The sequence below is a fragment of the Sphingopyxis sp. 10G20-10 genome, from assembly GCF_057365075.1.
The window spans coordinates 2,220,741-2,245,125 of record NZ_CP195117.1 but is presented as its reverse complement, the minus strand read 5'-3'; the positions used below and the strand labels follow the sequence as shown (position 1 = coordinate 2,245,125).

Genomic DNA, 24,385 nt, shown 5'->3' with positions numbered 1-24,385 from the left:
CACAGGTCACGCAATTTCGCCTCGCGCATCAGATTGGCCCAGCAATGGTTCCAATCGGGGTCAATTTTGGGTTGCGCCCGCTGCACTGTCGCCGCCTAGCGTGCGGAATAGTGCGATGCGTGTCTGGACGAGCAACAATTGGGTCGCGATTTCGCTTCGCCGCGCCGTAAAGAGGCTGCGCTGCGCGTCGAGGCTGGAAAGGAAGCTGTCAACTCCGCCGCGATAGCGCGCGTCGCTGAGCATCGCGGTATCGGCTGCCGCTTTGCTGTTTGCCGCGGCGGCGCGGCTTCGTTCGGCGACCGTGCCTTGCACCGCCAGCGCGTCGGCTACTTCGCGAAATGCCGTCTGGATGGCCCCTTCATAGCGGGCGAGTGCGGCATCGCGCTGTGCTTCGGTCACCGCAACGCCGGCACGACGACCGCCGAAATCGAAGATGCTGGCACTGGCATCGCCGCTTGCCGACCAGTTGAACGAACCACCGTCGAACAGGCCGGACAACGCATCGCTGGCAAAGCCAGCCAGCCCCGTGAGGGAAATGGTCGGGAACAGTCGAGCGCGCGCGACGCCAATATCGGCATTGGCGGCGCGCAGTCGATATTCGGCATCGATGACATCGGGGCGACGCAGCAAGATATCGGAGCTAACTCCGGCAGGCGGTGTTGCAACAGCCGCCGTCACGTCCGCCAGGCTGGCGGGCAACTGCGCCCGGTCGAGATCGCCGCCAACGAGCAGCCGAATGAGGTTTTCGTCGAGGGCGAGCGCACTCGTTTGCTGCGCGATGCTATCCTCAGCGGTCGCCAAAATTTGCTCGGCCTGACGAAGGTCGGTGCGCGGCGCGACGCCGCCATCAAGCCGCGCGCGCGTCAGCCGGACATTCTCACGCGCATTTGTCGCAGTATCCCGTGCGATCGTCAGCAAATCTTGGTCGGCGCCATAGGCGGCCCAGGCGTTGGCGAGATCGGAGATCAGCGCGAGCCGCACGGTGCGTGCGGCAAATTCGGTCGAGAGCGCGATGTTGCGGTCCGAAGCCGCCGCATTGGCAAGCCTCCCGAACAGGTCGAGTTCAAAGGCAGTGATGTCGCCGCGCAGCTGGAAATCGCTGCTGCCGCTGCCAGTGCCGGTTCCTCTATTGTCAGAATAGCCCGCGCTGGCGCTGATGCCGAACCCGGGAAATTGTCCCGCGCGGCTGACACCTGCCTGCGCGCGCGCGGCGGCGACATTGGCATAGGCGACACGCAAGTCGCGGTTGTTCGCTAGCGCCTGCTCGACAAGGGATTGCAACCGCGTATCGGTAAAAATCTGGCGGTAAGAGAGTATCGAAAGAGCTGCCTCGCTTTGCAGCAGATAGGCGTCTCCAACCGGCCAGCTTTGCGGAACCGGGGGCGCAGGCAGCACCGTCTTGGGCGCTAGCGAGCAGCCTGCCAGCAACAAGGGCGCACCGATCAGGGCCAGAACATTGCGTTTCATGTCGCGTCCTCCTGCCCGTCACCATGCTTGCCAAATCGTTGACGCAGCGCCGCGATCCCATCGCGTACCCCGCGGCGTACAAGCACGAAAAAGAGCGGGATGAAGAAGATGGCGAGGAAAGCAGCGGTCAGCATCCCGCCGATCACCGAGGTGCCGATCGCGACCCGGCTATTCGCGCCCGCGCCGGTCGCGACGGCGAGCGGAAGGACACCAAAAATGAAAGCGAAGCTGGTCATCAAGATCGGGCGCAAACGGATGCGCGCCGCAGCAATCGCGGCATCAATCACGCGCTTGCCCTTTCTCTCTTCTTGCTCGGCGAACTCGATCATCAGGATCGCATTTTTTGCGGCGAGCCCCATCGTCGTCAAAAGACCGATCTGTAGATAAACGTCATTCTCTAGTCCGCGCAGTGTCACAGCAAACACCGCGCCGACCAGACCGAGCGGGATGACCAGCAACACCGCGAGCGGGATGGACCAGCTTTCATAAAGCGCCGCGAGACAAAGGAAGACGACGAGCAACGAGATTACATAGAGCAATGGCGCTTGCCCCGACGACAGGCGCTCCTGATAGGAGGCGCCGGACCATGCAACGCTGGTGCCCGGGATTTGGGCGGCCATCGCTTCCATTTCGTCCATCGCCTCTCCCGAACTGGTGCCCGGGGTGGGCTGGCCAGAGATTTCAAAGGCTGGCACCCCCTCAAAGCGCGAGGTGCTGCTCGGTGTCGTTGCCCAGCTTGTGCGGGCGAAAGCGGAAAAAGGCGACATTTCGCCATTGCTCGACCGGACATACCATTGGCCAAGATCTTCGGGTTTGGATCGATAGGGCGCATCGCCCTGAACATAGACGCGTTTGACGCGGCCCTTGTCGATGAAATCATTGACATATCGACCGCCCCAAGCGGTCGCCAGGGTCGAATTTACGTTGCTATTGTTGATGCCATAGGCGGCCAGTCGCTGGGTATCGATGTCGATTTTCAGCGTTGCGACATCGGGCAAGTCGCTAAGGCGCACTGACGTGAGCTTGGGGTTGGCATTGGCCATGGCGAGCAGCCGGTCGCGGGCGGCGACAAAATCCTCGCGGCTCATGCCCGAACGGTTTTGCAATTCCATGGTAAAGCCCGAACTATCACCCAGTCCGCGTACAGCACCCGGGACAAGCGCGAATATTTGGGCATCGCGCAACCCAGAGAGGGCCTTGCGCAAGCGCGCGGCGATGGCATCGGCGGTATTTTCCGGTCCCGGTCGTTTGTCCCAATGGACAAGGTTGATATAGCCTTGGCCTGTATTCTGGCCTGACGCACCGCCACCGCCGCCGCCAGCTATTATGAACAATGTTTGCACATTCGCCTTTTCCTGGGTCAGCAGATATTTCTCGATTTTGTCGCGCACTTCCAGCGTGCGCGCCTGGGTTGCGCCCGCCGGAAGGCGGAACTGGACGGCAACGAGGCCTTGGTCCTCGCGCGGCAGAAACCCTCCCGGCAAACGCAGAAACAGGACAGCGAGCCCAGCGAAGATGACGGCGTAGATGCCAAGAAAGAGCCATTTACGGTCGACTACTTTTGTCACCGTGCCGACATAGTGCTGGATGACAGCGTCGAAGCGCGTGTTGAAACCATCCCGCGCCCGCATCATCACGGCATAGAAACGCGGAAACCGATGGTTTCGCTCGCCATCTTCCTTCGTCTTGGGCTTAAGCAGAGTCGAGGTCAGCGCCGGGCTGAGGATCAGCGCGACCAGCACCGACAGCATCATCGCCGAAATCATGGTGACAGAGAATTGGCGATAAATGACGCCGGTCGAACCGCCAAAAAAGGCCATCGGCAGGAACACCGCCGACAGAACCAGCGCGATAGCGATCAACGCGACCTGCAATTCCTTCATCGACTGAATCGTCGCCTCGCGCGCCGTCATGCCCGGATTTTCTTCCATCAATCGCTCGACATTTTCCACCACCACAATGGCGTCGTCGACGAGCAAACCGATGGCGAGCGTTAAACCGAATAGAGTCAGCGTGTTGATGGTGAAGCCAGCGATGTAAAAGATCGCAAAGGTGCCAAGCAGGACAACCGGCACCGCGATTGCGGGTATGATCACCGCGCGCCAGCTTTGCAGAAAAACGAACATGACAAGGACGACCAGGACAATCGCCTCAAGCAGTGATTTCTGCACCTCACTGACCGACAATTTGATAAAGGCGCTGGAGTCATTGGCATAGGCAAAGGCCAGCCCGTCAGGGAAGTCGGCGGATAGCTCCCCCATACGCTGTTTAACAAGCTCGGCGGTTTTCAGCGCGTCGGCACCGGGGGACAGCGAAATCGCCATGCCTGACCCTGGATGGCCATTGACGCGAACGATCGCGGTGTAATTTTCGGCACCGATTTCAACCCGTGCAACATCCTTGATCCGCACTGACGATCCGTCGGGCAGGGTCTTGAGAACTATATTCTCGAACTGGTCCACAGTTTGCAGCCGCGACTGTGCCGTAATGGTGGCGTTGAGCATCTGGTCTTTCGGCGCGGGCAGCCCACCAACATCACCCGCCGCGATTTCGCTGTTTTGGGCAGTAATCGCCGAGATCACATCTCCGGGCATCAGCGATACAGCGGCAAGCCGTTGCGGATTGAGCCAGATACGCATGGCATGGGGTGACCCAAAGACACGGACGTCGCCGACTCCCGCAACCCGCGACAGCGGGTCCTGAATGTTGGACGCCAGAAAGTCGGATATGTCTTGGTTCGATCGCGTGTCAGTCGTGTCATAGACGCCCACAAGCAGCAATGTGTCCGAATTTGACTTGGTGACGCGTATGCCCTGGCTCTGCACCTGCTGCGGCAAGCGTGAGATGGCGGACTGGATCTTGTTCTGGACCTGAACCTGCGCGATGTCCGGATCAGTCCCCTTAGCGAAGATGGCGGTGATACTCGCCTGGCCGCGCGAGCTGGACTGCGAGCTGAAATAGAGCAGACCCTCAATCCCGGTCAGCTGTTGCTCGAGCACCTGGGTGACGCTGTTCTCGATCGTTTCGGCCGAAGCGCCAGGATAGTTGACGCGGATATTGACCTGGGTCGGAGCGATGTCGGGATATTGCTCGATCGGCAGCGAAAAGATCGCTCCCAGGCCGCCCAACATGACGATGATCGCCAGCACCCAGGCAAAGATTGGTCGGTTGATGAAGAGACGTGACATCGAGGTCTATTGGCCCTTCGCCGCAGCCTTGCCGGATGGTCCGCCCGTTGGTGCCCCCACCCGCTGTTCGCTGTTCGCAGGTACGGCGCGGATCGCCGCACCTTGTTTTAAATTGCCAACGCCTTGGGTGATGACGCGTTCGCCCGCTTTCAGTCCGGCTGTGATGACCCAATTGGTCCCGATTGTCCGGTCAGCGGTAATCTTGCGCCGGACAGCTTTATCATCCTTGCCGGCCAGATAGACAAAGGCCGAGCCGTCGAAATCGCGCTGAACCGCCGCTTGCGGGACCAATATCGCTGCCGGGTTCACCGCCTGGTCAAACACGGCGGTTACGAACATGCCGGGCAGCAGCAGGCGTTTGGGATTGGGGAAGCGCGCGCGCAATGTCACCGTCCCGGTCGCTTCGTTGACGGTCGTTTCTGAAAATTGGACGGTGCCGGTCAACCCATAGGTGCTGCCGTCCTCCAGCTGCAGACGCACCGATGTGCTGCCCGCGCCGACACCGCCACTCTCAATCGACTGGCGCAACGTGGTGAGTGCGGCGCTTGATTGCTGCATGTCGACATACATCGGGTCGGTTTGCTGAATCAGCGCCAGCGGCGCCGACTGGCTCGCGCTGACGAGGGCGCCAGGCGTCACCAGCGAGCGACCGATGCGCCCGCTGATCGGCGCGGTCATCGTCGTGTAGCGCAGGTTGATGCGTGCGGTTTCAAGCGCCGCCTTGTTTTGCGCGACGGTCGCACGGGCGACGCGCGCTTGCGCCAGGGCGTCGGTATAATCCTGTTCGGCTATGGCCTGCATCTTGGCCAGCGGTTCAAAGCGCAGCGCCCTTTCCTCCGCCGCCTGGGCGCTGGCGCGGGCGCTCGCGAGGTTCGCCGAGGCCTGATCAACGGCCGCGCGGTAAAGACTCGGATCGATCTGGTACAAGGGCTGACCGGCGCGGACAAAACCGCCCTCTGTGAACAGCCGACGGCGAATCAGACCGTTCACCTGCGGCCGCACCTCACTGGTTTTAAAAGCGACGGTTCGCCCTCCCAGTTCGGTAGTTACCGGCACGGACTCCTTATTGACGACAACAAAGCCGACCTCCGGTGCGCCGCGTCCGCGCGCGTTTTTATCATCTTGATTTGCGCACGCACTCAGCGACATTGCCAAAGCGCATAAGGCTCCGGCCAACCACAACATCCTCTTGTTCTGCATTGTCAATCTGTCTCGGTTCGGACCGCCGGGAGCAGCGGAATTGGCGCCATTCAGCCGATAGAACCGTCACATGCAAGCCCAATGACGTCTTTGCGACAAACTGCGACAATTTTTGAGTGAGAAAACAGAAGCATTAAGGCCATTTTGAGACGCAGCGACAGCAGCCATTGCGAACCGATTTCCTCACTGACCAAGCTGACTTGTGCATCTTTTCTGTCGCATGGCTTTGTTGTTCAATTGTAATTGTCAGATTCATTGTGTGAACCTAGCGTAGTGCGCGGCAGTTAAAAGCCGCGATATCCCCGTGACCGGCGACATCCAGTTCTATGATTACTGGACATGCTCAAAGCGGACTTGGAAATCGGTTTGGTCGCTAGCTTGCCCTGGTTTCGGCGCGTGGCGGGATTGCGCCGGTGTGGCCTATAACCCATCGCGCCAATTCTTGCCCCGCATGGGAAGCCGCTTGCGCCGATTCTCCGGTCATGCGTTTCGATAGATAGCCTGCGTTAAAAGCATCTCCCGCGCCGCTCGTGTCGACCGGCGTAACGCGTTCAGCCTTTGCATGAAATGACGCCTGATCCGTTGCCGCGAAAAAGCAACCCTGCTCGCCGGCCTTTACACAAACTTCCACGCAGCCGCTTTGCAACCAGCGCGCGGCTATGTCGGTTTCCATCATGGGCTGAGCATGTAGCTGCATTTCGTCGACATTGGTCGGGAGGCCAATCGTCGCGCAAGCCATGGCACGATTGGACAGCGTTTGTGCTTCGGCCAGATTGTCGAACAGGTTCCTTCGGAAATTGCTGTCATAGGCAACACGCCCTCCGGCCTTCTTCACTTTCGCTGCGAGGCTCAGAAGCTGATCGCGACCGTCGGGTGGCAGGATGGCAAGCGAAATCAGGCTGAAATAGACAAGGTCGACCGATTGCGCCGCCATGACGACTTCGGCCATACCCAGCAGGGAGAACATCTCGCGCGCCGCACTGCGCTCACGCCAATATAGGAAGCTGCGCTCGCCCGCTGTGTCGACATGGATGGCATAGATGCCGGGGCTACGGCTCGGGTGGCGCAGCACATGGCGCGTATCGATGCCTTCCTCCGCCCAACTGGCAACCAGCGCGTCGCTGATCGGATCATCCCCCACGGCGGTGACATAAGCGACATCATGCCCCCGCCGCGCCAGATGGATGGCGGTGTTGAGCGTATCGCCGCCATAGCGCAGCCCGTCCGCAGCACCGCCGCTGTGATATTCGAGCATCGCCTCGCCAAAGATGAAAATCGTCATGGGCGTTACGTTCAGGAAAAGAAGGTGCCGCCGTTGATGTCGATGTTGGTGCCGGTCAGGAAGCTGGCATCATCCGACGCCAGATAGGCAACCGCGCCCGCCACTTCGTCCGACTGGCCCTGCCGCCGCAACGGGGTACCGGCGGCAACCGATTCGCGCACGGCATCCTTGGTGAAAATATCGTGGAAGCTGGTGGCAATCATGCCGGGGCACAGCGAGTTGACGCGGATGCCCTGCGGTCCCAATTCCTTGGCCATCGATCGGGTAAAGGTCATCACCGCACCCTTTGCCGTGGCATAGGCCGCCGCACCCGGTCCGCCGCCATCGCGACCAGCCTGCGACGCCAGATTGATGATCGCGCTGCCTTTTGACATGAAAGGAACCGCCGCCTTGGTCGCGAGGAAAGTCGAGGCGACATTGAGTTGCAGGACCTGATTGAGGAAGTCGAGGTCCATGTCGGCAAGCGGTTTGCGTGCGACCATGCCGCCGGTGACGTTGACAAGAATGTCGATGCTATCGCCAAAGGCTGCCCGCGTTTCGGCGATCAGGCGGTCGGCGTCGGCGGCTTGTGTCAGGTCGGCCTTGACGAGGATGGCCTTGCCACCCGCTGCGGTAATCGCGGCCAAAGTGGCTTCGCCGTCCGCCTGATTGTTGCAGTAATTGACTACCACACTGGCGCCCTCGGCTGCCAAGCGTTCGGAAATCGCGCGGCCGATGTCGCGGCTGCCGCCGGTTACGATTGCCACCTTATTTGCCAGTTTCGTCATATTATGTTCCGTCCGTTCTAAAAAAGATTGAAAATCAAGTGTGGAGGGGGTCGAGAGACCTTATTTTGGGGCAAAGAATGAATACCGAAAGCACGGTGCAAATGGCCAGCGCGGCACCGACGGCGAAGGCCGGCGCATAGCTATTGACCGTGATGAGCGGGATCAGGAAATTCATCCCGACGACCGCCAATTTGGCCGCGGTTCCGGAAAAGCCTGCCAAAGTCGCGACCGAACTGCCGCTGTAAAAATCGCTCGGCAGCGTTTGGATGTTGCCGACGGCGGTTTGAAAGCCAAACAAGATGGCCGCCATCAGCAAAACCGCGACCAGTGGCGTTGCTGCTTTCATGGTCAGCAGCAGCGAAACCAGCATGATGGCACCGCCAAGGGCTATCACGGTCTTGCGCGTCCGGTTGACGCTCCATCCTACTTTGATCCGGTTCTGCGCCAGCAACCCGCCGAACCAGGCTCCGAACATGGCGCCGACATAGGGCACCCATGCATAAAGGCCGATTTCTGCGACTCCAAAGCCATAGGTTTCGGACAGATAAAGCGGCAACCAACCGACAAAGAGCCACCAGATCGGGTCGAGGAAGAACGACGCCATGATGACGCCCCAGCTTTCCTTGCGCGAAAGGATTTCCTTGGACGACGGCGCATAGGTGGCGACTTCGTTGGTCACGATGTCGCGCTGCCCTGTCAGAATATACTCGCGCTCTTCTGCACTGATCCACGGATGCGCGTCAGGGCCTGATTTATAGATGATCAGCCAGGGCACGAGCCATAGAAAGCCCAGCGCGCCGATTGTTATGAAGGTCGCTTGCCACGTTCCCAGAAACACGAACAGATAGGCGACGGCGGGGGCGGAAATGATGCCGCCGACGGCCGCACCGGAATTGAATATGCCCTGTGCCAGCGCGCGTTCGGTAATCGGGAACCATTCGGCATTGGCCTTGGTCGCGCCGGGCCAGTTTCCCGCCTCAGCAACCCCCAAAATCCCGCGATAGATAGAGAAAGAAGCAATGCCCCCGGCAACCGCATGGAGCATGGTTGCCCCGGACCACGCCACAATCGAAAGCACGAAACCCAGGCGGGTGCCGATCCAGTCGAAAATCTTGCCGAACAAGGATTGCCCGAACGCATAGGCAAAGGTGAAGACGTTGAGAATGATCGCATAATCGAGTTTGGTCATCCCCAGATCTTTGGAAATCTCGGGCCACAGCAGGCCGAGCGCGCCTCTATCGATATAATTGATAACCGTCGCTAATGCGACGAGTGCCACAATGCCCCACCGCAATCCCTTGATCGTCATCATGCCTCTCCCGGGCTGAGAAAGTCCGCGCGCATCGGACTGAAATTATCGATCACACTGCCTGCTTCGATGCAGGTCATTCCATGATCCGTTTCGGGCGCAATATAGATGCAGTCGCCGGGGCCGATGTCCCATCCGGCGTCACCGACGCGGTAATGGAAGCGGCCGGTTTCGACATAAGTTGTCTGAGCGTGCGGGTGGCGATGCACGGTGCCGATGGCGCCGCTGTCGAACCAGATGCGACACGTCATAATCTTTTCACCAAAGCCCAGAATCTGGCGACGGATACCGCCCCCCAGATCTTCGACTTCGATGTCGTTGGCGCGTGCGCAGACGCCTGATGTCTGTGGCTCGCCGATGCTCATTTGCTGCGTTCCGGCAAAAGGATGCGCGCAGCAGGTCCGCGCCATTCGATCCGTTCGCCGCCGATGGTCAGGCTATGCAGCTTTGCCGGATCGCGGTCATAGGAGACCGCCACTACAATACGTGCGCCAGCCAGCGTTTCGAGGAGTAGCCCGTCAACGTCATCGCCGCTCGCCGACTGAATCGAGCGGATATGGCTGTCGCTAGCGATCGTTTGCTCGGCGGCACCGTCATAGCGGCCATGCCCTTCGAGCACACCGGCAAAGAGCGCATTGGTCGCGCCATCGACGCGCTCGATCAGCATCGGTTCGCGGCGCAGATTGAAATGGGGATCATTGGCGCCGATTTGGCCAAGGATCAGCTTTGATCCGGCAACGGGAACCCAGCGCCATGTATAAAAGCGGTCACCCGTCATCCACGTCAGGAAAGAGGTCGCCGCGTCGGTTGTTCCTTCGGCGTCGACCCAGATATGTTGATAGCCATCACTCTTTCCGAGAACGGGCCGATCGGTGACATGCGAAGTCAAATCGCCGCCGAGGCGAATGATGTGGCCGTTGTAATGGAGTGGCAGGTCATAGCGATGCGGGGCATCGGAACGAACGCGCAACAGATCGACCGCCACAGGCTTGTCCAGTCCGGGAACGGCAACCAGCGCCAGGCTGCGCGTCATCGACACGCCGGGATAGGCGCTGTCGATCCGTGCGGTGCTGATCGAGAAATCCTTGTCCGCCGCGAAATGCAATTGTTGGGGGGCGAATTTCTGCGCCAGTTTGGCATTGCCGCCAAAATGGCTGTGCTCGTCAACGACCAGCACATTATGCGCGACGCTTTGCTTCGCCCAGCTTGTGTTTTCGGGCAGATAGCGGCCGCCTTGCTTGGCCTCGATATTCAGGAAGCGCGCGGCGCCATAATCGGTGACGATTTCGTCTCCGCCATCATAAAATTGCCAGTTCAACTTGTCGAAATGGCCATGGCCCATGCCCTGCGAGCTATTTTTTGCGATCAAGGCCTGACCGGTTTCGCTGTCGCCATTGCGTAGCACGGCGACCGCACCCTGCTCACCCTTGGGTCCGTCGCTCAGCAGCAAGGAATGATAGGGAAAGGGTTTGGCCAGACCCGCCGCAAGATCGCGTGCCACGGCGCGTCCCTGTTCCGACAGCGCGACCCGCCCCTGATAGGCGGCAATCGACAGCAGTGCCGGTTCGTGGCTCTGCGCATATCCAATCGCCACGCCCTGATAAAGCTCTTCGGTGTTGAGGCTTTTGTCCTTGATCGCATCGTTGAACGGGAAGAAGCGACCGGCATAGGTGAGTTGGATCGCCGTATTCAGCGCCTTGAGCAAAATCCCGTCGCGCCGCTGGAAGATATGTTGCGACGGGTCGTGTTGCGCAATCGAGTTGGCAAAAACGACAAAGGGCTGGAGCGCATAGCGCTGATAATAGGGGCCTTCGGCATAATAGCCGTCGGGTGAGAACAGCTCATCCATCTGGCGCAGGAAACCCGCTTTGCCGTCCTTTTTTGATCCTAACAGCGCCTTTTGCACCAGATCATCGTCGCCAAGCACATAGCCCGTCATACCGACCCCGGCGGTCGCCCATGTCGCGTGATTATGGATGCGGTCAAAGGTTTTGACCGAATCGACCGCCATGAAATGCGCGTAATTGCGGAACAGGTCGTTGTCGATATGCGCGCGGTCTTTGGCACTCAGGGTGTCGCGAATGTCTTCATAGCCTTGTATCGCATTGACCAGCCACACCGCATCGTTGAGATTCTGCCAGAACAGCTTGCCCGGCTGTTGGCTGGGGTCCGACGCCGGGTGCAAACCGAGTGTGGGGTAAAGATCGGCATAAGCGAGCAGCATGTCGCGCACATAGGCAGCATAGGTCTGATCGCCGGTCAGTTTATACAGCTGGCCCGCCGCCAAAATGGCGCGGTAATTGCGCTTATGCTGTTCATGGGTATAGCCGCCGCCCGGATCCTTGGGCGTCGGGACGACCACCCCTTCCTTCATCATCGCAGCGACGAAGCTTTTGGCGCGTGTCACCTCTGCATCGAACAGCGGTGCCGGTTGGGCAACGGCAGCAGCGTCGGCTGGCTGCGCCGTAACAGCGCCTACGGGTGCCGTCATGGACAAGGCCAGCAGGGGCAGCGCCCATGCCATATTATACCGCCGCGTCATTGGACCGCACCATCGATGCTGTTGCGCGCCATGATGACTTGCGGCGTGCCGGTGGTTTTGGTGACGGCGATGGGACCGCTATGTTGAAACTGATTATCGGTGATCGCGATTTGCTGAACCCCGACCAGCGCCAGAACGGGCGCCTTCTTGTCGCCGCTGTTGCTCACCTTGTTCTTTTCAAAGCGGAAGTGCGGGCCAAAAGTGCTTTCGTCGCTGCCGCCACGATAAAGGTTGGCAATGCCGCCTTTCACCCCGTCAAAACTTGATCCTTCAATGTCCAGATATTCGGCATTATACCGACCGAAATCATCGACCTCGCTGTTGGCGGCGACGACCATGCCCGAAATATCGCTAAAGCGGCTGTCCTTGATGTGTATCCTGTCGGCCATGGCCCCCTTGCCGATGGCGATGACGTCGAACGCCTTGTTCACCGTCAGACCGGCGATATCGACATCATCAAGTTCGAGCGTAAAATTGGCCGGCATAGGCTCGGCAGCGGTGCGGATGACCGCATTGCCAACAGCATCGGGCGCGTCGCTGCTGCGAATATCGACATGGGCCAGCCGCAAGTCGCCGCCGTTGGCGATTTCGAACAGCGGCGCGCGGCTGAAATCGATGGTCGCGCGCCCGCCAGGGGTGGATTCGATGCACAGACTCTTCGCAATTTCCAGTGTCCGGTCGATGGTATAGCGCCCCGGTGCGAGTGACAGACAGCTGCCACTCGGCGCGCTGGCCAGTGCTGTCGCCAGATTGTCATCACCGGGTGCAACGGCGACCGGCGCGCCGGTTCCGAACAGCGCAGAGGGCAGGGGCTTTGTGTACCATTTGGCACCGACGCTATCGAGCGTCGGAACCACCAGGTCGCGTGGTGCGCCGACTTTACTGTCATCCTCAGGATAGAGCAGGCCGTTGGCGGCGCGCGTCAGGGTGAGGGGTTTTGCGGCGATGCCGGATTGCGGCGAGGCGTCGCCGACCATGACGTTACCGCTAAATTTGATGCCCGAGACATCGTCCAGCATGAGCAGGGACTTTGCACCGTTGGCCAATTGCAACAAATTGTCGTTAAATTGACTGTTGATCGGCGGTGCCGAGCGTTCCTTGTCCGCACCGGCGGCAAGGGTAATGCGATCGCTGTCGACAATGCTGTTATGCGAAATCAGCGCATTATCGACCTGGACATAGCGGTTGATCGGCGAGTTGGGGACGCCGTTCATCACGGTCAGGGCGCTGGCAAAGCCGGTGCCGCGCAGTCCTTCCATATAATTATCACGGACAATCTGATCGCGGTTGATAACCCGGACGCCGCCGCTGTGGTCTTTGCCATGTCCAAGGAAGATATTGCGTTCGACCAGATTGCCATTGCCGTGCCGCAACACCACCGAGCCGCGCGATTCAAGGAACAGGTTCCTGCGCACGACATTGGCACCTGACTTGATCGAGACGATTTCGACCTCGCCGTCGCAGCGATCAAAGACATTGTCCTCCACCACAGTCTGACTGTCGTGCATCGAATAGGCGCTGGTGCCGATGCGGATCGTTTCGCCGCCGTTTGACCCGAGCACAGGACGCGGTCCGAAATAATTATGGTCGATGCGGTGATGGTTGGCGCGGCTGCCGTCGCTATCGAGCCGCACGGCGAGGGTGACGCCCTGATTGGTTTTGCCGACCAGATTGTTGTGGTCGAAACGGTTCCGCTTGCCATAAAGCCCGACCCAATAATCCGACTGAAAGCGATCGGGCTGGCTGAAATGATCGATCACCACCTCTGTCACGCGCGAATCTGTGGCTAGATCATCCTTGTTGCGGCGAAAGCTGATGACTTCGCTGGTCGGCGAATAGCCGTCGCGGAACACCAATCCGGTCACGAGCATGTGGCTGCCACCGATTTTCAGATTGGACTTGCCGGTCAGGATCACCTTGCCGGCGGTTTCGGAAATTAAGGTAATCGGCTTGCCAGCCTGTCCCTTGCCCGAAAAGACGATTTGAAAGTCGCGCCATTCGCCATTGGCCAGGATGATGACGTCGCCTGCCTGAACCTGTTTCGCAGCAGCGCGGTAGGCTGTCTGGTCGGACACCAGATAATTTTTGGCAGCGGCGGGCACCGTGCCAAGAGCCAATACAACAGCAAATGTGCAAAGCCTGATCATGTGGCCGTCCCTCATCCCATTCTTATTTTGTGGGTTGAGGGCTATCAGCGCAATTGAGCTATGTCAAACCAATTTCATAAAATGGTCCGAAAAAATGGATTACCAATTGGTATGCACAAGCTAGTCAGCAGGTTGCGCCGGTGACAGAAAGCGCTCGCGGCTCTTGCTGGCATGTGCACGCACCTCTTCGAGCGCCTGCTTTTCGGTCGCATCGAGCATGGCGGCAATCAGGCGATGGAAATGTTGGCGCATCGCCATTCGGGCCTTCGCCGGATCGCGCGCGCGCAACGCGTCCAAAATGTCCATATGTTCCTGCACCCGATAATCCGAATCGAGCGCGCAGACCGCCTCATAGGGCACACGTACGGCGGGCAGTTCATTGCGCATCCGCCACAAGGTCTTGATCGTGTACAACATCGCCTTGTTGCCCGATTGTTCGGCAATCGTCTGATGGAATTGTTCATCGGCGTCGATCGCCTCGGGCGAGTCATGCGGACCCGACATGGCATCGACCAATGTGTCGAGCCGTTCGATCGCCTCTTCCGAAATATGCTCGGCAGCAAGCGCCGCCGCCTCGGATTCGATCAGCGCCCGCGCCTCGGTCAACTCAAAAGCGCTGACGTCGGGCAACCGCGCCGCATCGGCAGGTTGTTCCTCGCACACATAGACACCGGAACCGGTCTTGATTTCGATCCGCCCTATGGCCTGCAGGGCAATCTCTGCCTCGCGGATCGTGACGCGGCTGACCTCGAATCGTTCGGCCAGTTCGCGCTCGCCCGGCAAGCGGACCCCCGGAGGGAATACGCCGCTATCGATCAGCTGCGCAATTTGTTGAGCCACGCCATGGAACAGTCGTTTTTCGCTCATCCTACCCTCAAACTCTATGGTTACCACGACCGGCCAGCAATATGCTTATGCCAAAGTTTCGTGGAGTTGGAACACCGTTACCGGAAATTGGTCTACCACCTCAAGCTCTTTGCGGACCCGGCCAGCCGCCCCCGTTGGAACGGCTGGCCGATTGTTAGAATTTTACGCTCACGCCAGCGACAAGTCGCCGATCCGGAAGCCCTTGGAAACACAGCAGCGCTCCATCATTCACGCAATATTGGGAAATTTTCGACTTCGTGAGGTTCACGCCTTCGATGCTGATATTGATATTGTCGGTCAGGTCATAGGCTATGCTGCCGTTCAGCTGTCCACGCGCCGCCGTCACAACCGGGAAGCCCAGCGTGCTGCCTAAAGACGCCCCACCTGCCGTATCATTTGTGCGGAATGCACTGCGCCACGTGTAACGCGCCCGAGCCGACAGGCCGTATTTTTCATAGAACAGCGTGACGTTGTACGCGGTTTTCGAGAAATCAAGCAGGCCCTGAACCGCCGTGACCGGTCCGGTGATGCCGCCGCTGGAATTGAAGATTGCCGTTGCACGGCTGTCAGCATCGGATGTGTTCGTGGCTTGGCCCCCTCCGAATTTTTGGAGGGTGAGGTTGGCCGCGAGACCAAAGCCGGATGCGAATCCGATCTTGTCTTCAAAGGAAGACAGATCAGCCTGGAAGGCAATTTCAACGCCTGTTTGCGTCGTTACGGCAGAATCGTTGATCGTTGTCGTAATGGGAACGCACAGCCCGGTGCCAGCGTTGGCGGGTGCGACAAAGACATTGCGATCAGCGATCGGGTTATAGATGCCGCCACCTTCGCAAGGCGCCGTGAAATCCTTAAAACCATTTGCATCCACTGCGGGCGCGAATTCCTGCGTTACAAACAGATTTGTGCGCCTTTTGTGGAAAAAGCCGACGCTTAGCACCGACGACCGCGCAAAATACCAGCTGAGCGAAGCATCATAGGCCGTTACTTTTTCCGGAGCCAAGCTCGGGTTGCCAACTGTAACTGCCGTGTTCGGGCCAGTGGTAAAGCGGACCGAGGTTTTCAGATTGTCAAAATTAGGCCGGTTGATATCCTTACCAAAGCTTGCACGAGCAACGATATTATCGGTCAGATTGGCCGCCAGGTTAAGCCGTGGCAACAGCTCATGATATTTCCCGGGGGTGTTGACCTGTGTAATCGCACCGCCAGCGCCAATGTTGTTACCAAGCGAGTTCACGCGCGTATCGACATAACGCAGGCCGGCATTCCCGCTGAAAATGCCCGCATCAAAATTGAGCTGTCCGTAGAAGGCATGGGTGTTTTCGGTGATTTTATAGAATGATGCCGGGTTGAATGTGGCGTCCGCCAACACGCGCCCGCCTGGTTCACCCGCTAGGGCCGCTTGCAATGTGGACAGCGTCCCAGCCCGGTCGGAAAAGGCAAGATTCGGGTCGACGATCAGAAAATCGCCGAAAAAGAGTGACCGTCCATCGGCACGACCAAAAATGGAGGGGCCGGGGACCAGAAGCTGCGAAAACTCCGTTCCGTTTGGACTATCGGTCATCGCAGACAAACCTATGCTCGAGCTAAACTCGTTAAACTCGGTTGACGTCTTGTTATAGCGATATCCCCAATTGAACGACCTGAGGAATCCCGTCAAATCTTCGAGATCAAGCGTGAAGTCCATTCGGCCCGTGGTTTCGACATTCCTTGTCGTATTGTCACCCACTGTCACCGCGTCCAATACGACATTGCTGGGATCGAGCAATTGAGCAACGGTTGGCGCAAATGGCGACGACGTATCGATACCGAATGCCAGCGACCCGCCGGTCAGATCATAGGCGAACGGGGTGCCGTTTTCATTCGCGGTGCCGGTAAGCGGCGAATTCGGATTTATGAAGTTCAGCGTTGTGCTGAGATCGGGGCTGCGCGTGCTCGCAAGCGAGCGAGACGCTTCAACCCGCGCTTTAAAGCGGCCACTTTCCCATTCTGTGCCGAACCGAAGCAGGTTACTTTCGGTCAGACGTGCGCCGACATCGCTCGAGAAACGCAGGTTCGGTTTGTTCGCAACAGTCGGCTGTAGCGTTCCGGTTTCTGCCGCCTGGATACTGCCCAGATCGACGCCATCGAGCGATCCGAAGTCGACCGTTTCAAACGTGTCGGGAACATTGGTCGTCCGAACAGAGCTCACACCCGAGCCCTGTATTCTCGTGCTCGCCTGGCGGCGCGTTTGCTTGTTATAGAAGCCATCGAAATAGAATTTCAGATTATCGGTTGGGGCATATTCCACCGTACCGGCCAAGTTGATGGTCTTGTATTTGAAATCTTCCAGTTCTTGATTCAGGAACTGAATGCCAAGATAATCGAAAGCCGGCCCAGCAGCGCCCGTGGCCGTGACGCCGGTTCCTTGGGCGGTCAGGGTGTCCCGATCGACACGAGGACGGAATGACAGCGCGTCTTGCTGGGTATAGCTTCCGCTGAGCACGACGCCGATTTCACCGTCGCCGATAGCCCATCTGTTACCAAAACTGGCGGAAAGACGGGGGTTAATGCTCTTTGAGAGCTCTGAATATTCGCCTTGGGCGCGCAGTGCGATCAAGGGATCGCGCAAATCGAGCGGACGGATCGTGCGCAGGTTGATGGTGCCGCCAACGGAACCCTCGGTCGTCATGGCGGTCGGCGCCTTCGTGACTTCAACCGCTGCGATAATCGCGGCGTTTACGTCTTCAAAGTTGATACCGCCGCGGCCTGAACCCGAACCCACAGTGCCGACGCCGTTGATCTCGGTCCGGTTATCGTTCGAACCGCGGATTTGAACCCCGGTACCGATACCGGCGTCTCTGGTAATCTGGATGCCGGGGATGTTTTCAAGGACTTCGGCGAGGTTTTGATCGGGCAGCTTGCCGATATCTTCGGCCTGAATGACTTCGACGAGACTGTCTGCATTACGCTTCTGGTTCAGCGCGCTATCCAGCGAGGCCCTGATCCCGGTAACAATGATCACGTCACCATCGTCTTGGCCTGCGTCCGCATCTTGCGCCATCGCGGGCGTGGCAATCATTGCCATTGCCGTGCCGGCCAAAAATATGGCTGACAAACGCTTGTTCGCGCCTGCTCCGTTTTCGTTTGCTCTCACCCGCTTCATCGAATCATCTCCCATATGGACTTTAATATTTGACGGGAATCTGAATTGGTTTGAGGCGTATGTCAACCGTATTTGCATACCTATAGATATACCTGTATAGAATTATTGGTAAGCCAATAAACTATGCCAGTATAAGAGAGACATAGTTTTGGTATTAGCGTTCCCAAAATCATATCGTCTCGGCACCATCTCTCCTTGACATCAGAGCATAAACAAATTGCGCGGGCTGAGCAGCCGGCTTTGCAAGTAACCCTCATCTCCGCCACGCGCGGCGCCTGACCATGGATCAGGTCATCGGACGTTTGCATGGTGCCACGCATGAGCTCTGGCGATTGTGCATCGCCACCAGCGGCTTTGAACCGGTCGTTTGCCGCATGATGAATAAAGCAGTCACTATTAGGCCGCTTTCCTTATTTTGGCGTTGCCGTCTGAAAGGTCTGCCGAAAGCCTCGCAACGAAAGACGAAAATGCAGCCGCCGGCATGTTGCACCAGACGTTGCCCTGAACAGGCGGACGTTCACTGAGATAGTCGATTTTGCGGTAAGTCATTGAAATTATGCTGGACGCACTAGGGTTCGAACCTAGGATCCGCTGATTAACAGTTCGTTTTATTTTCAATAACTTGGATTCACTCACTGCATTCGGATGTTAAGTAGGGACAGGGTTTAACACCGAATAACAGCACGAAAATGGTCACAGTTTTTTGGCGTCCGTGCAAGGGCTTCAGAAGGGTTTTTGATGGCTTATCGCTGCGGTGTTGAACCCTTCTCCTGATGATCGGTCAGCTGATCGCCAACGAACTCGAGCATTGCTCGAGATCGCTGGCGATTACTGGTCTGCGATAATTGTTGTTGTCGGGCGTCAGTCCAGCCGTTCGATGATGATGGCGGGGGCCATGCCGCCGATCGGATGACCGAGCGCCATCGCGCCGCCGTTGACGTTGACCTTGTCGCGGGGCAGGTCGAGGTCGCGGATGAATTTCTCGGCGACCACGGCAAAGGCTTCATTGATTTCCCACAGATCAATGTCGTCCTTGGTCAGACCCGCCTTCTCAAGCACTTTCTTGGCAGCGGGGACCGGCGCGTTGAGCATTAGCGTCGGGCAATCGCCGACATTGGCATAGGCGACAATCCGCGCGCGGGGTTTGAGACCCGCCTTGTCGGCATACTCCTTGGACGTGATGAGCAGCGCCGCGGCCCCATCGACGACGCCCGAGCTGTTGCCTGCATGATGGACGCCTTCCCACTCAAGGCCGGGGTAGGCGCGCTGGATCTGCTTGCCAAAGGTGACGCCGCCGCCAAGGTCAAAATCCTTCATCGCGCCAAAGCTGGCTTTGAGGCCTGCCAGTCCTTCGGCTGTGGTTTGCGGGCGCGGGAATTCTTCATGGTCGAGCGCGATGCTGCCGTCTTCATTATAGACCGGCACCACGGATTTATCGAAGCGGCCTTCCTTGATGGCGACGGCGGCGCGCTGCTGGCTGACGAGGGCGAGGGCGTCGACCGCCTCGCGGTCAATGCCTTCCCTTGCAGCAATGGCGTCACCGCAGACGCCCTGATGCGATTGCGGATGGATTGCGTCGAGCGCGGCATTGCCCGACCCCATCATGCGCGGCGGCTGCCCCGCATTGGCGCGCTCGGCGGCTAGCTGAGAGGTATAGCTCATCATTTCGGTGCCGCCGGCGATGACGCAATCTTCCATGCCGCTCATCACCGTCGCAGCGGCAAAGTTGACCGAGCTGATCCCGCCGCCACAAAAGCGGTCGAGCGTCGTTCCCGACGCCTTGGTGTCATAGCCCGCCGCAAGCGCGGCCATGCGGCTGAGGTCGCCGCCTTGCTTGCCTTCTTGCGTTGACGTCGACCAGATGATGTCGTCGACTTCGGACGTGTTCAGATTGTTACGGTCCTTCAGTGCCTTCAGCACCGTCGAGGCCAGATGCTGCGGATGAAGGTGCGACAGCGCGCCCTTGCCGGGCTTGCCAATCCCGCGCGGCGTGCGGACGGCGTCGATGATATAAGCGTCGGTCATGATGGGGTTCCTTGTGGTCAGGCGGGGATTTGATTGAAGGGGACGCCCTTGTCGGGGCGGTGGTCCTGCGGAAGGCCGAGGATCTTTTCGGCGATGGTGTTGAGCAGCATTTCGTCGGCGCCGCCCGCAATGCGGCCCGTGGGGGCGTTGATCCAGCTGTTGGTCCAATTGTCCTTCACCGAGGCATGTTGGTCATAGGCAAAGCCGTCGCTGCCCTGAAGGTCGATGGCGAGTTCGGACAATTTCTGGCGTGAGCGCACAGCGACAAGCTTGTTGAGCGAGCCTTCGGGGCCGGGCGTCATGCCCGCCTGCATCATCAACATCGCGCGCGCGGTAATGGCGTTCAGGCCCGACCGCATGGCATAGTTGCGGGCAATCTGTTGCCGGATGCGGCCATCCTCAATCGCTGGCCGACCGTTGAGCGTGGTCGTTTTGGCCAGCTCGACGAACAGGTCGAGGTGCGGCCCAAAACCTGCGCTGTCAGTCGCGACATAGCGTTCGATCATCAGCGTCGCCATCGCCACGGCAAAGCCGCCGCCGACGGGTGACATGCGGTGGTCGTCGGTGACTTTGACATCGTCGAAGAAGACTTCATTGACGTGGCTGTCGCCGCCCGCGAGCTTGATCGGGCGGACGGTGACGCCGGGCGCTTTCATATCGACCCAGAAATAGGTGAGGCCCTTGTGCTTGGGGACAGTGGGGTCGGTACGCACGACAATCACGCCATAATCGCAATATTGCGCCCAGCTGGTCCAGACTTTCTGACCGTTGATCTTCCAGCCATTGCCATCGGGCTCGGCCTTGGTCCGCAGCCCTGCAAGGTCCGAACCGCCCGCGGGTTCGGAGAAAAGCTGGCACCAGATTTCTTCGCCTTGCAGCGCTTTCAAAACCCGCTCTTTGGCGAAATCCTTGTCGCTGCCGAACTGCATCAAAATCGGGACCGGCATCCCAAGCGAGATTCCGAAATAGAAATTTGGGAAGCCGTGCGTCATTTCTTCGGTTTCAAAAGCGACCTTTTCGCTGTGAGTCAGGCCTTGGCCGCCAAATTCGACCGGCCAGTTGATGCCGGCAAAACCCGCGTCAAACTTGGCCTTTTGATAGCGGCGACCGAGCGCCAGATCCTCTTCGACCGACAGGCCTTTGCGCGCCGCTTTGCCAAAGGTCGGAGCCACGCTTTCCAGCCATTTGGCAGCGTGAGCGCGATAGGTTTCGAGGCCGGTCATGCGGCTTCTCCCGTCAGTTGATCAACCAATATATCTTCCCAGAACAGCCCGTTACCCTGTTCGATGGCCAGACTGCGGGCGCGGCGCATATGAAGATGTAACCCTGCTTCCCATGTTACGCCGATACCGCCGTGAATCTGGATGCAGTCGCGGGCCGCCGTGTCATAGGCCTCGGTCGCCGACAGGCGCGCAGCGGCGGCGGCGATGACAAAGTCGGACTGTCCTCCGGGCGATGCGGCATGGATGCAGTTCGCACGCGCCAGTTCGACCAGCGCGTAAAGCTCGGCAATGCGATGCTTGACCGATTGGAACGCGCCGATCACCTGGCCAAAGGCGCGACGGGTAATCGCATAGTCGCGTGCGATTTCCATCAACGCCTCTGCGCCGCCCGCCTGTTCGTGCGCGGTGATGACGGCCTGCAACGCCAGAATATGCAGCGCCGCATCGCGTGCCTCGTGTCCGCTGACAAGCTGTTCAGCCGGTGCGGCAGTGAAGGTCAGATCGGCGATGCAGCGGCTGTTGTCAAAGCTGTCGACGGCGGTGCGCTCGACATCGGCAAGGTCGACCACAGCGAGCAGGGGGCCATCGGGACCGCTGGTCAGCACGATCGCGACGTTGGCGGCAAGACCTGCGGTGACGCCACTCTGTGTGCCGTCGATCCGGTCGCTGGCGAAGCGCGTAATGGGCGCACGGGACAGGGCGTCGGGACCTGCAGTGATGGCGACCGCACCGATTGTCTTTCCGCTGGCGAGACCCGGCAGCCATCGCGTTTTTTGTGAGTCGGTTCCGTAGAGCGCAATGGCTTGTGACGCGCCAAAGCTGGAGGTCAGGAAAGGCGCGCCGCTAAGCGTCCGCCCCGCCTGATGCGCGATGAGGCCTAGCTCGACAAGGCCAAGGCCCAGCCCGCCATATTCCTCGGGCAGAGCCAGGGCAGTCCAGCCTTGCTCTTTCGCTATGGTCCAGAATCCCGCATGATATTGGCCGGTCGTTTCGAGCAGAGGCAACAGCGCGTCCTTCTCCATCCGCGCTTCTAATATACGCCGCGATTCAGTCGCAATCGCCTGTTGGCCTTCATCATATACAATCGACATATGCGCTTGTTTCCTTGCCCTGAATTTTCTGGTTACAGCCTCTGGCGGACCGCAAATTTCTTGACCTTGTCGGCTATCAAAGCGGTGAAGGTCAATGACATGGGCGTCGATTGCCTTTCGGGGATGTCAAAAGGACGCCGCGACGAGTTCCAACTTTTGCCGCAAGCCAGTTTGTGCAATGCGGTGATCGACGACGCTACGGATAGGGCGCGACTGTATCTTGGCGGCGCGTGGGAGTATGAGCAGGCATGACAATCGTTCAATATCGCGGCTTTGCAGGCGTCCGGTTAGAGGCAGAAGTGATCGGGGCCGATAATGATCCTGCGGTGCTAATGCTTCACGGCGCGGGGCAGACGCGCAGCATTTGGGGTGGCACGGCGGATGCCTTGGAAAAGGCGGGGCGGCGCGTCATCAGTCTTGATCTGCGCGGCCATGGCGGCAGCGAGTGGCCAGAGGATGGCCGCTATGATTTCGAAGCCATGGTGGAGGATTTGCGCGCCGTGCTGGCGCAGATGGGGACGCGTCCGGTCGTGGTGGCGTCGACACTGGGCGGTTGGATCGCCAGCGCTGCGCTTGAACGCGATGCCGCTGTGCTCGCCTCGGGGCTAGTGCTCGTCGATCTGCCGGTCAATGTCGATCCGCAAGTATCGCAAAAGATCGGCGAGCGGCTACGCGAAGCGGCTACGCTTGCGCCAGGTCAGGCGCGATGGGACGTTCGGCTGTTTGACGCTTTCGATACCGGCGCGATGACCGAGAGGCTTTCCAACGTCGCCGCCAATATCGCGCTGCCAACGCTTTATGTGCGCGGCGCGATAAGCCAGCTGGTTTCACAGGCCGATGCCACCGCTTTTGTCGAACAATTACCCGATGGCGAAATTGTCGAGGTCGAGGATACCGCGCTGGTGGTGACCGAAGCCCGCATCGACGCGCTCGGGGCGCACCTGATCGACTTCCTCGAACGCCGCGCGCCGCGCGGCTCCCCGGAGTTTCGTGCGGGGTCCGATGCGCGAACCTTTCGCGATGCGCTCGGTTGCTTTGCGACCGGCGTAACGATTGTGACCGCCATGGGGGCCGACGGAAAGCCGATCGGGCTGACCGCGAACAGCTTTACGTCAGTGTCGCTCGACCCGCCGTTGCTGCTGGTTTGCATAGCCAATAATTCGGGCAGCGCGGCCTGTTTGCGCGAAGCCGAACGCTTCGCCGTCAATGTGCTTCAGATCGGGCAACAACCCGCCTCCAACCGCTTCGCCGGTAAAGGCGAAGATCGCTTTGCCGCAACCCCGTGGGAGGTTGGCGAATTTGGCACACCAGTGCTGACCGGATCGCTCAGCAGCTTTGAATGTGCGAGCGATGCCGTGCACGACGGCGGCGACCATTTCATCCTCGTCGGTCGTGTCCTCAAAGCCATATTCGAACCGCGCCGCGACCCGCTGCTCTATTTTCGCGGGAAATATCGGAAACTGCATTTTGCTTGACGGTCAATAAGTCAAGTTTGGCACGGATTTGGTCTCTGCCTCAGCGACCGCAAAAGTTTCATGATCATCGCCGGCGGGGTCAATATCTATCCTCAGAAAACCGAAAACTTGCTGATTACGCACCCGCCTGTGGCTGACGCCGCCGTAATTGTAGTGCCAAACGCTGCCTTTGGCGAAGAGGTGAAGGCAGCGGTCCAGCCTCTCGATCCGCAAGATGCGACGCCCGAGTTTGCAGAGGTGTTGATGGCCTTTTGCCTGAAAAGCCCCAGCCCGCTGAAATGCACGCGATCCGTTGATTTAGGCCCCGCTCTGCCGCGTCTGGATACAAACGGCTGATCTGTGATCGCTATTGGAACGGCGTGGAAACCAGTTGAGGGCTAGAGTCGTCGCCTGACTTTGCTCTCCGCTTTGGGATGGCTTCAGGCGTAACCAGCTATGCGCATATGTCGGTCAAGCACCTCTAGCCCTATGCAGACCAGCTGATTTTTCCGGACACAAAAATGGTCACAGTGAGAGTCAATCACGGCTCAGGCTTGTGGCTGGTACCGATCTAAGTATTTGATTTTATGAGTAAGAATATGGTGGACGCACTAGGGCTCGAACCTAGGACCCGCTGATTAAGAGTCAGCTGCTCTACCAACTGAGCTATGCGTCCATTTG

The 24,385-nt window shown here is 58.9% G+C and carries 17 protein-coding genes and 1 tRNA gene; 3 read left to right on the top strand and 15 right to left on the bottom strand.

Annotated features, from left to right (window positions below):
* Positions 1 to 60: 60 nt before the first annotated feature.
* The 14 genes from ACR3XE_RS10915 to ACR3XE_RS10850 all read right to left on the bottom strand — a co-directional run bounded on the left by ACR3XE_RS10915 (position 61) and on the right by ACR3XE_RS10850 (position 22,250).
* Entirely contained in the window at positions 61 to 1,467 is a 1,407-nt protein-coding gene (locus tag ACR3XE_RS10915) for an efflux transporter outer membrane subunit (protein WP_486185730.1), read from the bottom strand.
* Entirely contained in the window at positions 1,464 to 4,655 is a 3,192-nt protein-coding gene (locus ACR3XE_RS10910; protein ID WP_473700155.1) for an efflux RND transporter permease subunit, read from the bottom strand. Before ACR3XE_RS10910 ends, ACR3XE_RS10915 begins: the two co-directional genes overlap by 4 nt.
* Before the next feature lie 6 nt (positions 4,656 to 4,661).
* On the bottom strand, positions 4,662 to 5,804 hold the full coding sequence (locus ACR3XE_RS10905; RefSeq protein WP_486186024.1) for an efflux RND transporter periplasmic adaptor subunit: 1,143 nt from the start codon (positions 5,802 to 5,804) through the stop codon (positions 4,662 to 4,664).
* Between the two features lie 424 nt (positions 5,805 to 6,228).
* Positions 6,229 to 7,137 carry a sugar kinase gene (locus ACR3XE_RS10900; protein WP_473700157.1) on the bottom strand — a complete coding sequence of 303 codons (909 nt, stop codon included), beginning with the start codon at positions 7,135 to 7,137 and terminating at the stop codon, positions 6,229 to 6,231.
* Positions 7,138 to 7,148: 11 nt separating this feature from the next.
* On the bottom strand, positions 7,149 to 7,904 hold the full coding sequence (locus ACR3XE_RS10895; RefSeq protein WP_473700158.1) for an SDR family NAD(P)-dependent oxidoreductase: 756 nt from the start codon (positions 7,902 to 7,904) through the stop codon (positions 7,149 to 7,151).
* 34 nt (positions 7,905 to 7,938) lie between these two features.
* Entirely contained in the window at positions 7,939 to 9,216 is a 1,278-nt protein-coding gene (locus tag ACR3XE_RS10890; RefSeq protein WP_473700159.1) for an MFS transporter, read from the bottom strand.
* Entirely contained in the window at positions 9,213 to 9,578 is a 366-nt protein-coding gene (locus tag ACR3XE_RS10885; protein WP_473700160.1) for a cupin domain-containing protein, read from the bottom strand. Before ACR3XE_RS10885 ends, ACR3XE_RS10890 begins: the two co-directional genes overlap by 4 nt.
* Positions 9,575 to 11,704, bottom strand: coding sequence for a heparinase II/III domain-containing protein (locus ACR3XE_RS10880; protein ID WP_486185729.1), 2,130 nt, complete (start codon positions 11,702 to 11,704; stop codon positions 9,575 to 9,577). Before ACR3XE_RS10880 ends, ACR3XE_RS10885 begins: the two co-directional genes overlap by 4 nt.
* A 47-nt stretch (positions 11,705 to 11,751) precedes the next feature.
* Positions 11,752 to 13,902, bottom strand: a complete 2,151-nt coding sequence (locus tag ACR3XE_RS10875; protein ID WP_486185728.1) for a polysaccharide lyase 6 family protein — start codon at positions 13,900 to 13,902, stop codon at positions 11,752 to 11,754.
* Positions 13,903 to 14,022: 120 nt separating this feature from the next.
* Positions 14,023 to 14,769, bottom strand: a complete 747-nt coding sequence (locus ACR3XE_RS10870) for a FadR/GntR family transcriptional regulator (RefSeq protein WP_473700164.1) — start codon at positions 14,767 to 14,769, stop codon at positions 14,023 to 14,025.
* Between the two features lie 154 nt (positions 14,770 to 14,923).
* Positions 14,924 to 17,926 carry a TonB-dependent receptor gene (locus ACR3XE_RS10865; protein WP_486185727.1) on the bottom strand — a complete coding sequence of 1,001 codons (3,003 nt, stop codon included), beginning with the start codon at positions 17,924 to 17,926 and terminating at the stop codon, positions 14,924 to 14,926.
* 846 nt (positions 17,927 to 18,772) lie between these two features.
* Entirely contained in the window at positions 18,773 to 19,936 is a 1,164-nt protein-coding gene (locus tag ACR3XE_RS10860; protein WP_473700166.1) for an acetyl-CoA C-acetyltransferase, read from the bottom strand.
* Between the two features lie 17 nt (positions 19,937 to 19,953).
* A complete protein-coding gene (locus ACR3XE_RS10855) occupies positions 19,954 to 21,159 on the bottom strand; it encodes an acyl-CoA dehydrogenase family protein (protein WP_473700167.1) in 1,206 nt (401 codons plus the stop codon).
* Positions 21,156 to 22,250, bottom strand: a complete 1,095-nt coding sequence (locus ACR3XE_RS10850; RefSeq protein ID WP_473700168.1) for an acyl-CoA dehydrogenase family protein — start codon at positions 22,248 to 22,250, stop codon at positions 21,156 to 21,158. The genes ACR3XE_RS10855 and ACR3XE_RS10850 overlap by 4 nt, the downstream gene beginning before the upstream one ends.
* A gap of 60 nt (positions 22,251 to 22,310) precedes the next feature.
* Between ACR3XE_RS10850 and ACR3XE_RS10845 the strand changes: the two genes are divergently transcribed.
* Genes ACR3XE_RS10845 through ACR3XE_RS10835 form a run of 3 tightly spaced genes read left to right on the top strand, consistent with a single transcriptional unit; the run spans position 22,311 to position 24,061 of the window.
* The gene (locus ACR3XE_RS10845; RefSeq protein WP_473700169.1) at positions 22,311 to 22,502 is read left to right on the top strand and encodes a hypothetical protein; all 192 of its coding nucleotides are present in this window, start codon (positions 22,311 to 22,313) and stop codon (positions 22,500 to 22,502) included.
* Positions 22,499 to 23,725: an alpha/beta fold hydrolase gene (locus ACR3XE_RS10840; protein ID WP_473700170.1), complete on the top strand. Its 1,227-nt coding sequence runs from the start codon at positions 22,499 to 22,501 to the stop codon at positions 23,723 to 23,725. The genes ACR3XE_RS10845 and ACR3XE_RS10840 overlap by 4 nt, the downstream gene beginning before the upstream one ends.
* A 60-nt stretch (positions 23,726 to 23,785) precedes the next feature.
* A complete protein-coding gene (locus ACR3XE_RS10835) occupies positions 23,786 to 24,061 on the top strand; it encodes an AMP-binding enzyme (protein ID WP_473700171.1) in 276 nt (91 codons plus the stop codon).
* A 243-nt stretch (positions 24,062 to 24,304) separates the two neighbouring features.
* Here the strand turns inward: ACR3XE_RS10835 and ACR3XE_RS10830 are convergent.
* Positions 24,305 to 24,380: transfer RNA gene (locus tag ACR3XE_RS10830), tRNA-Lys, on the bottom strand.
* Positions 24,381 to 24,385: the final 5 nt, after the last annotated feature.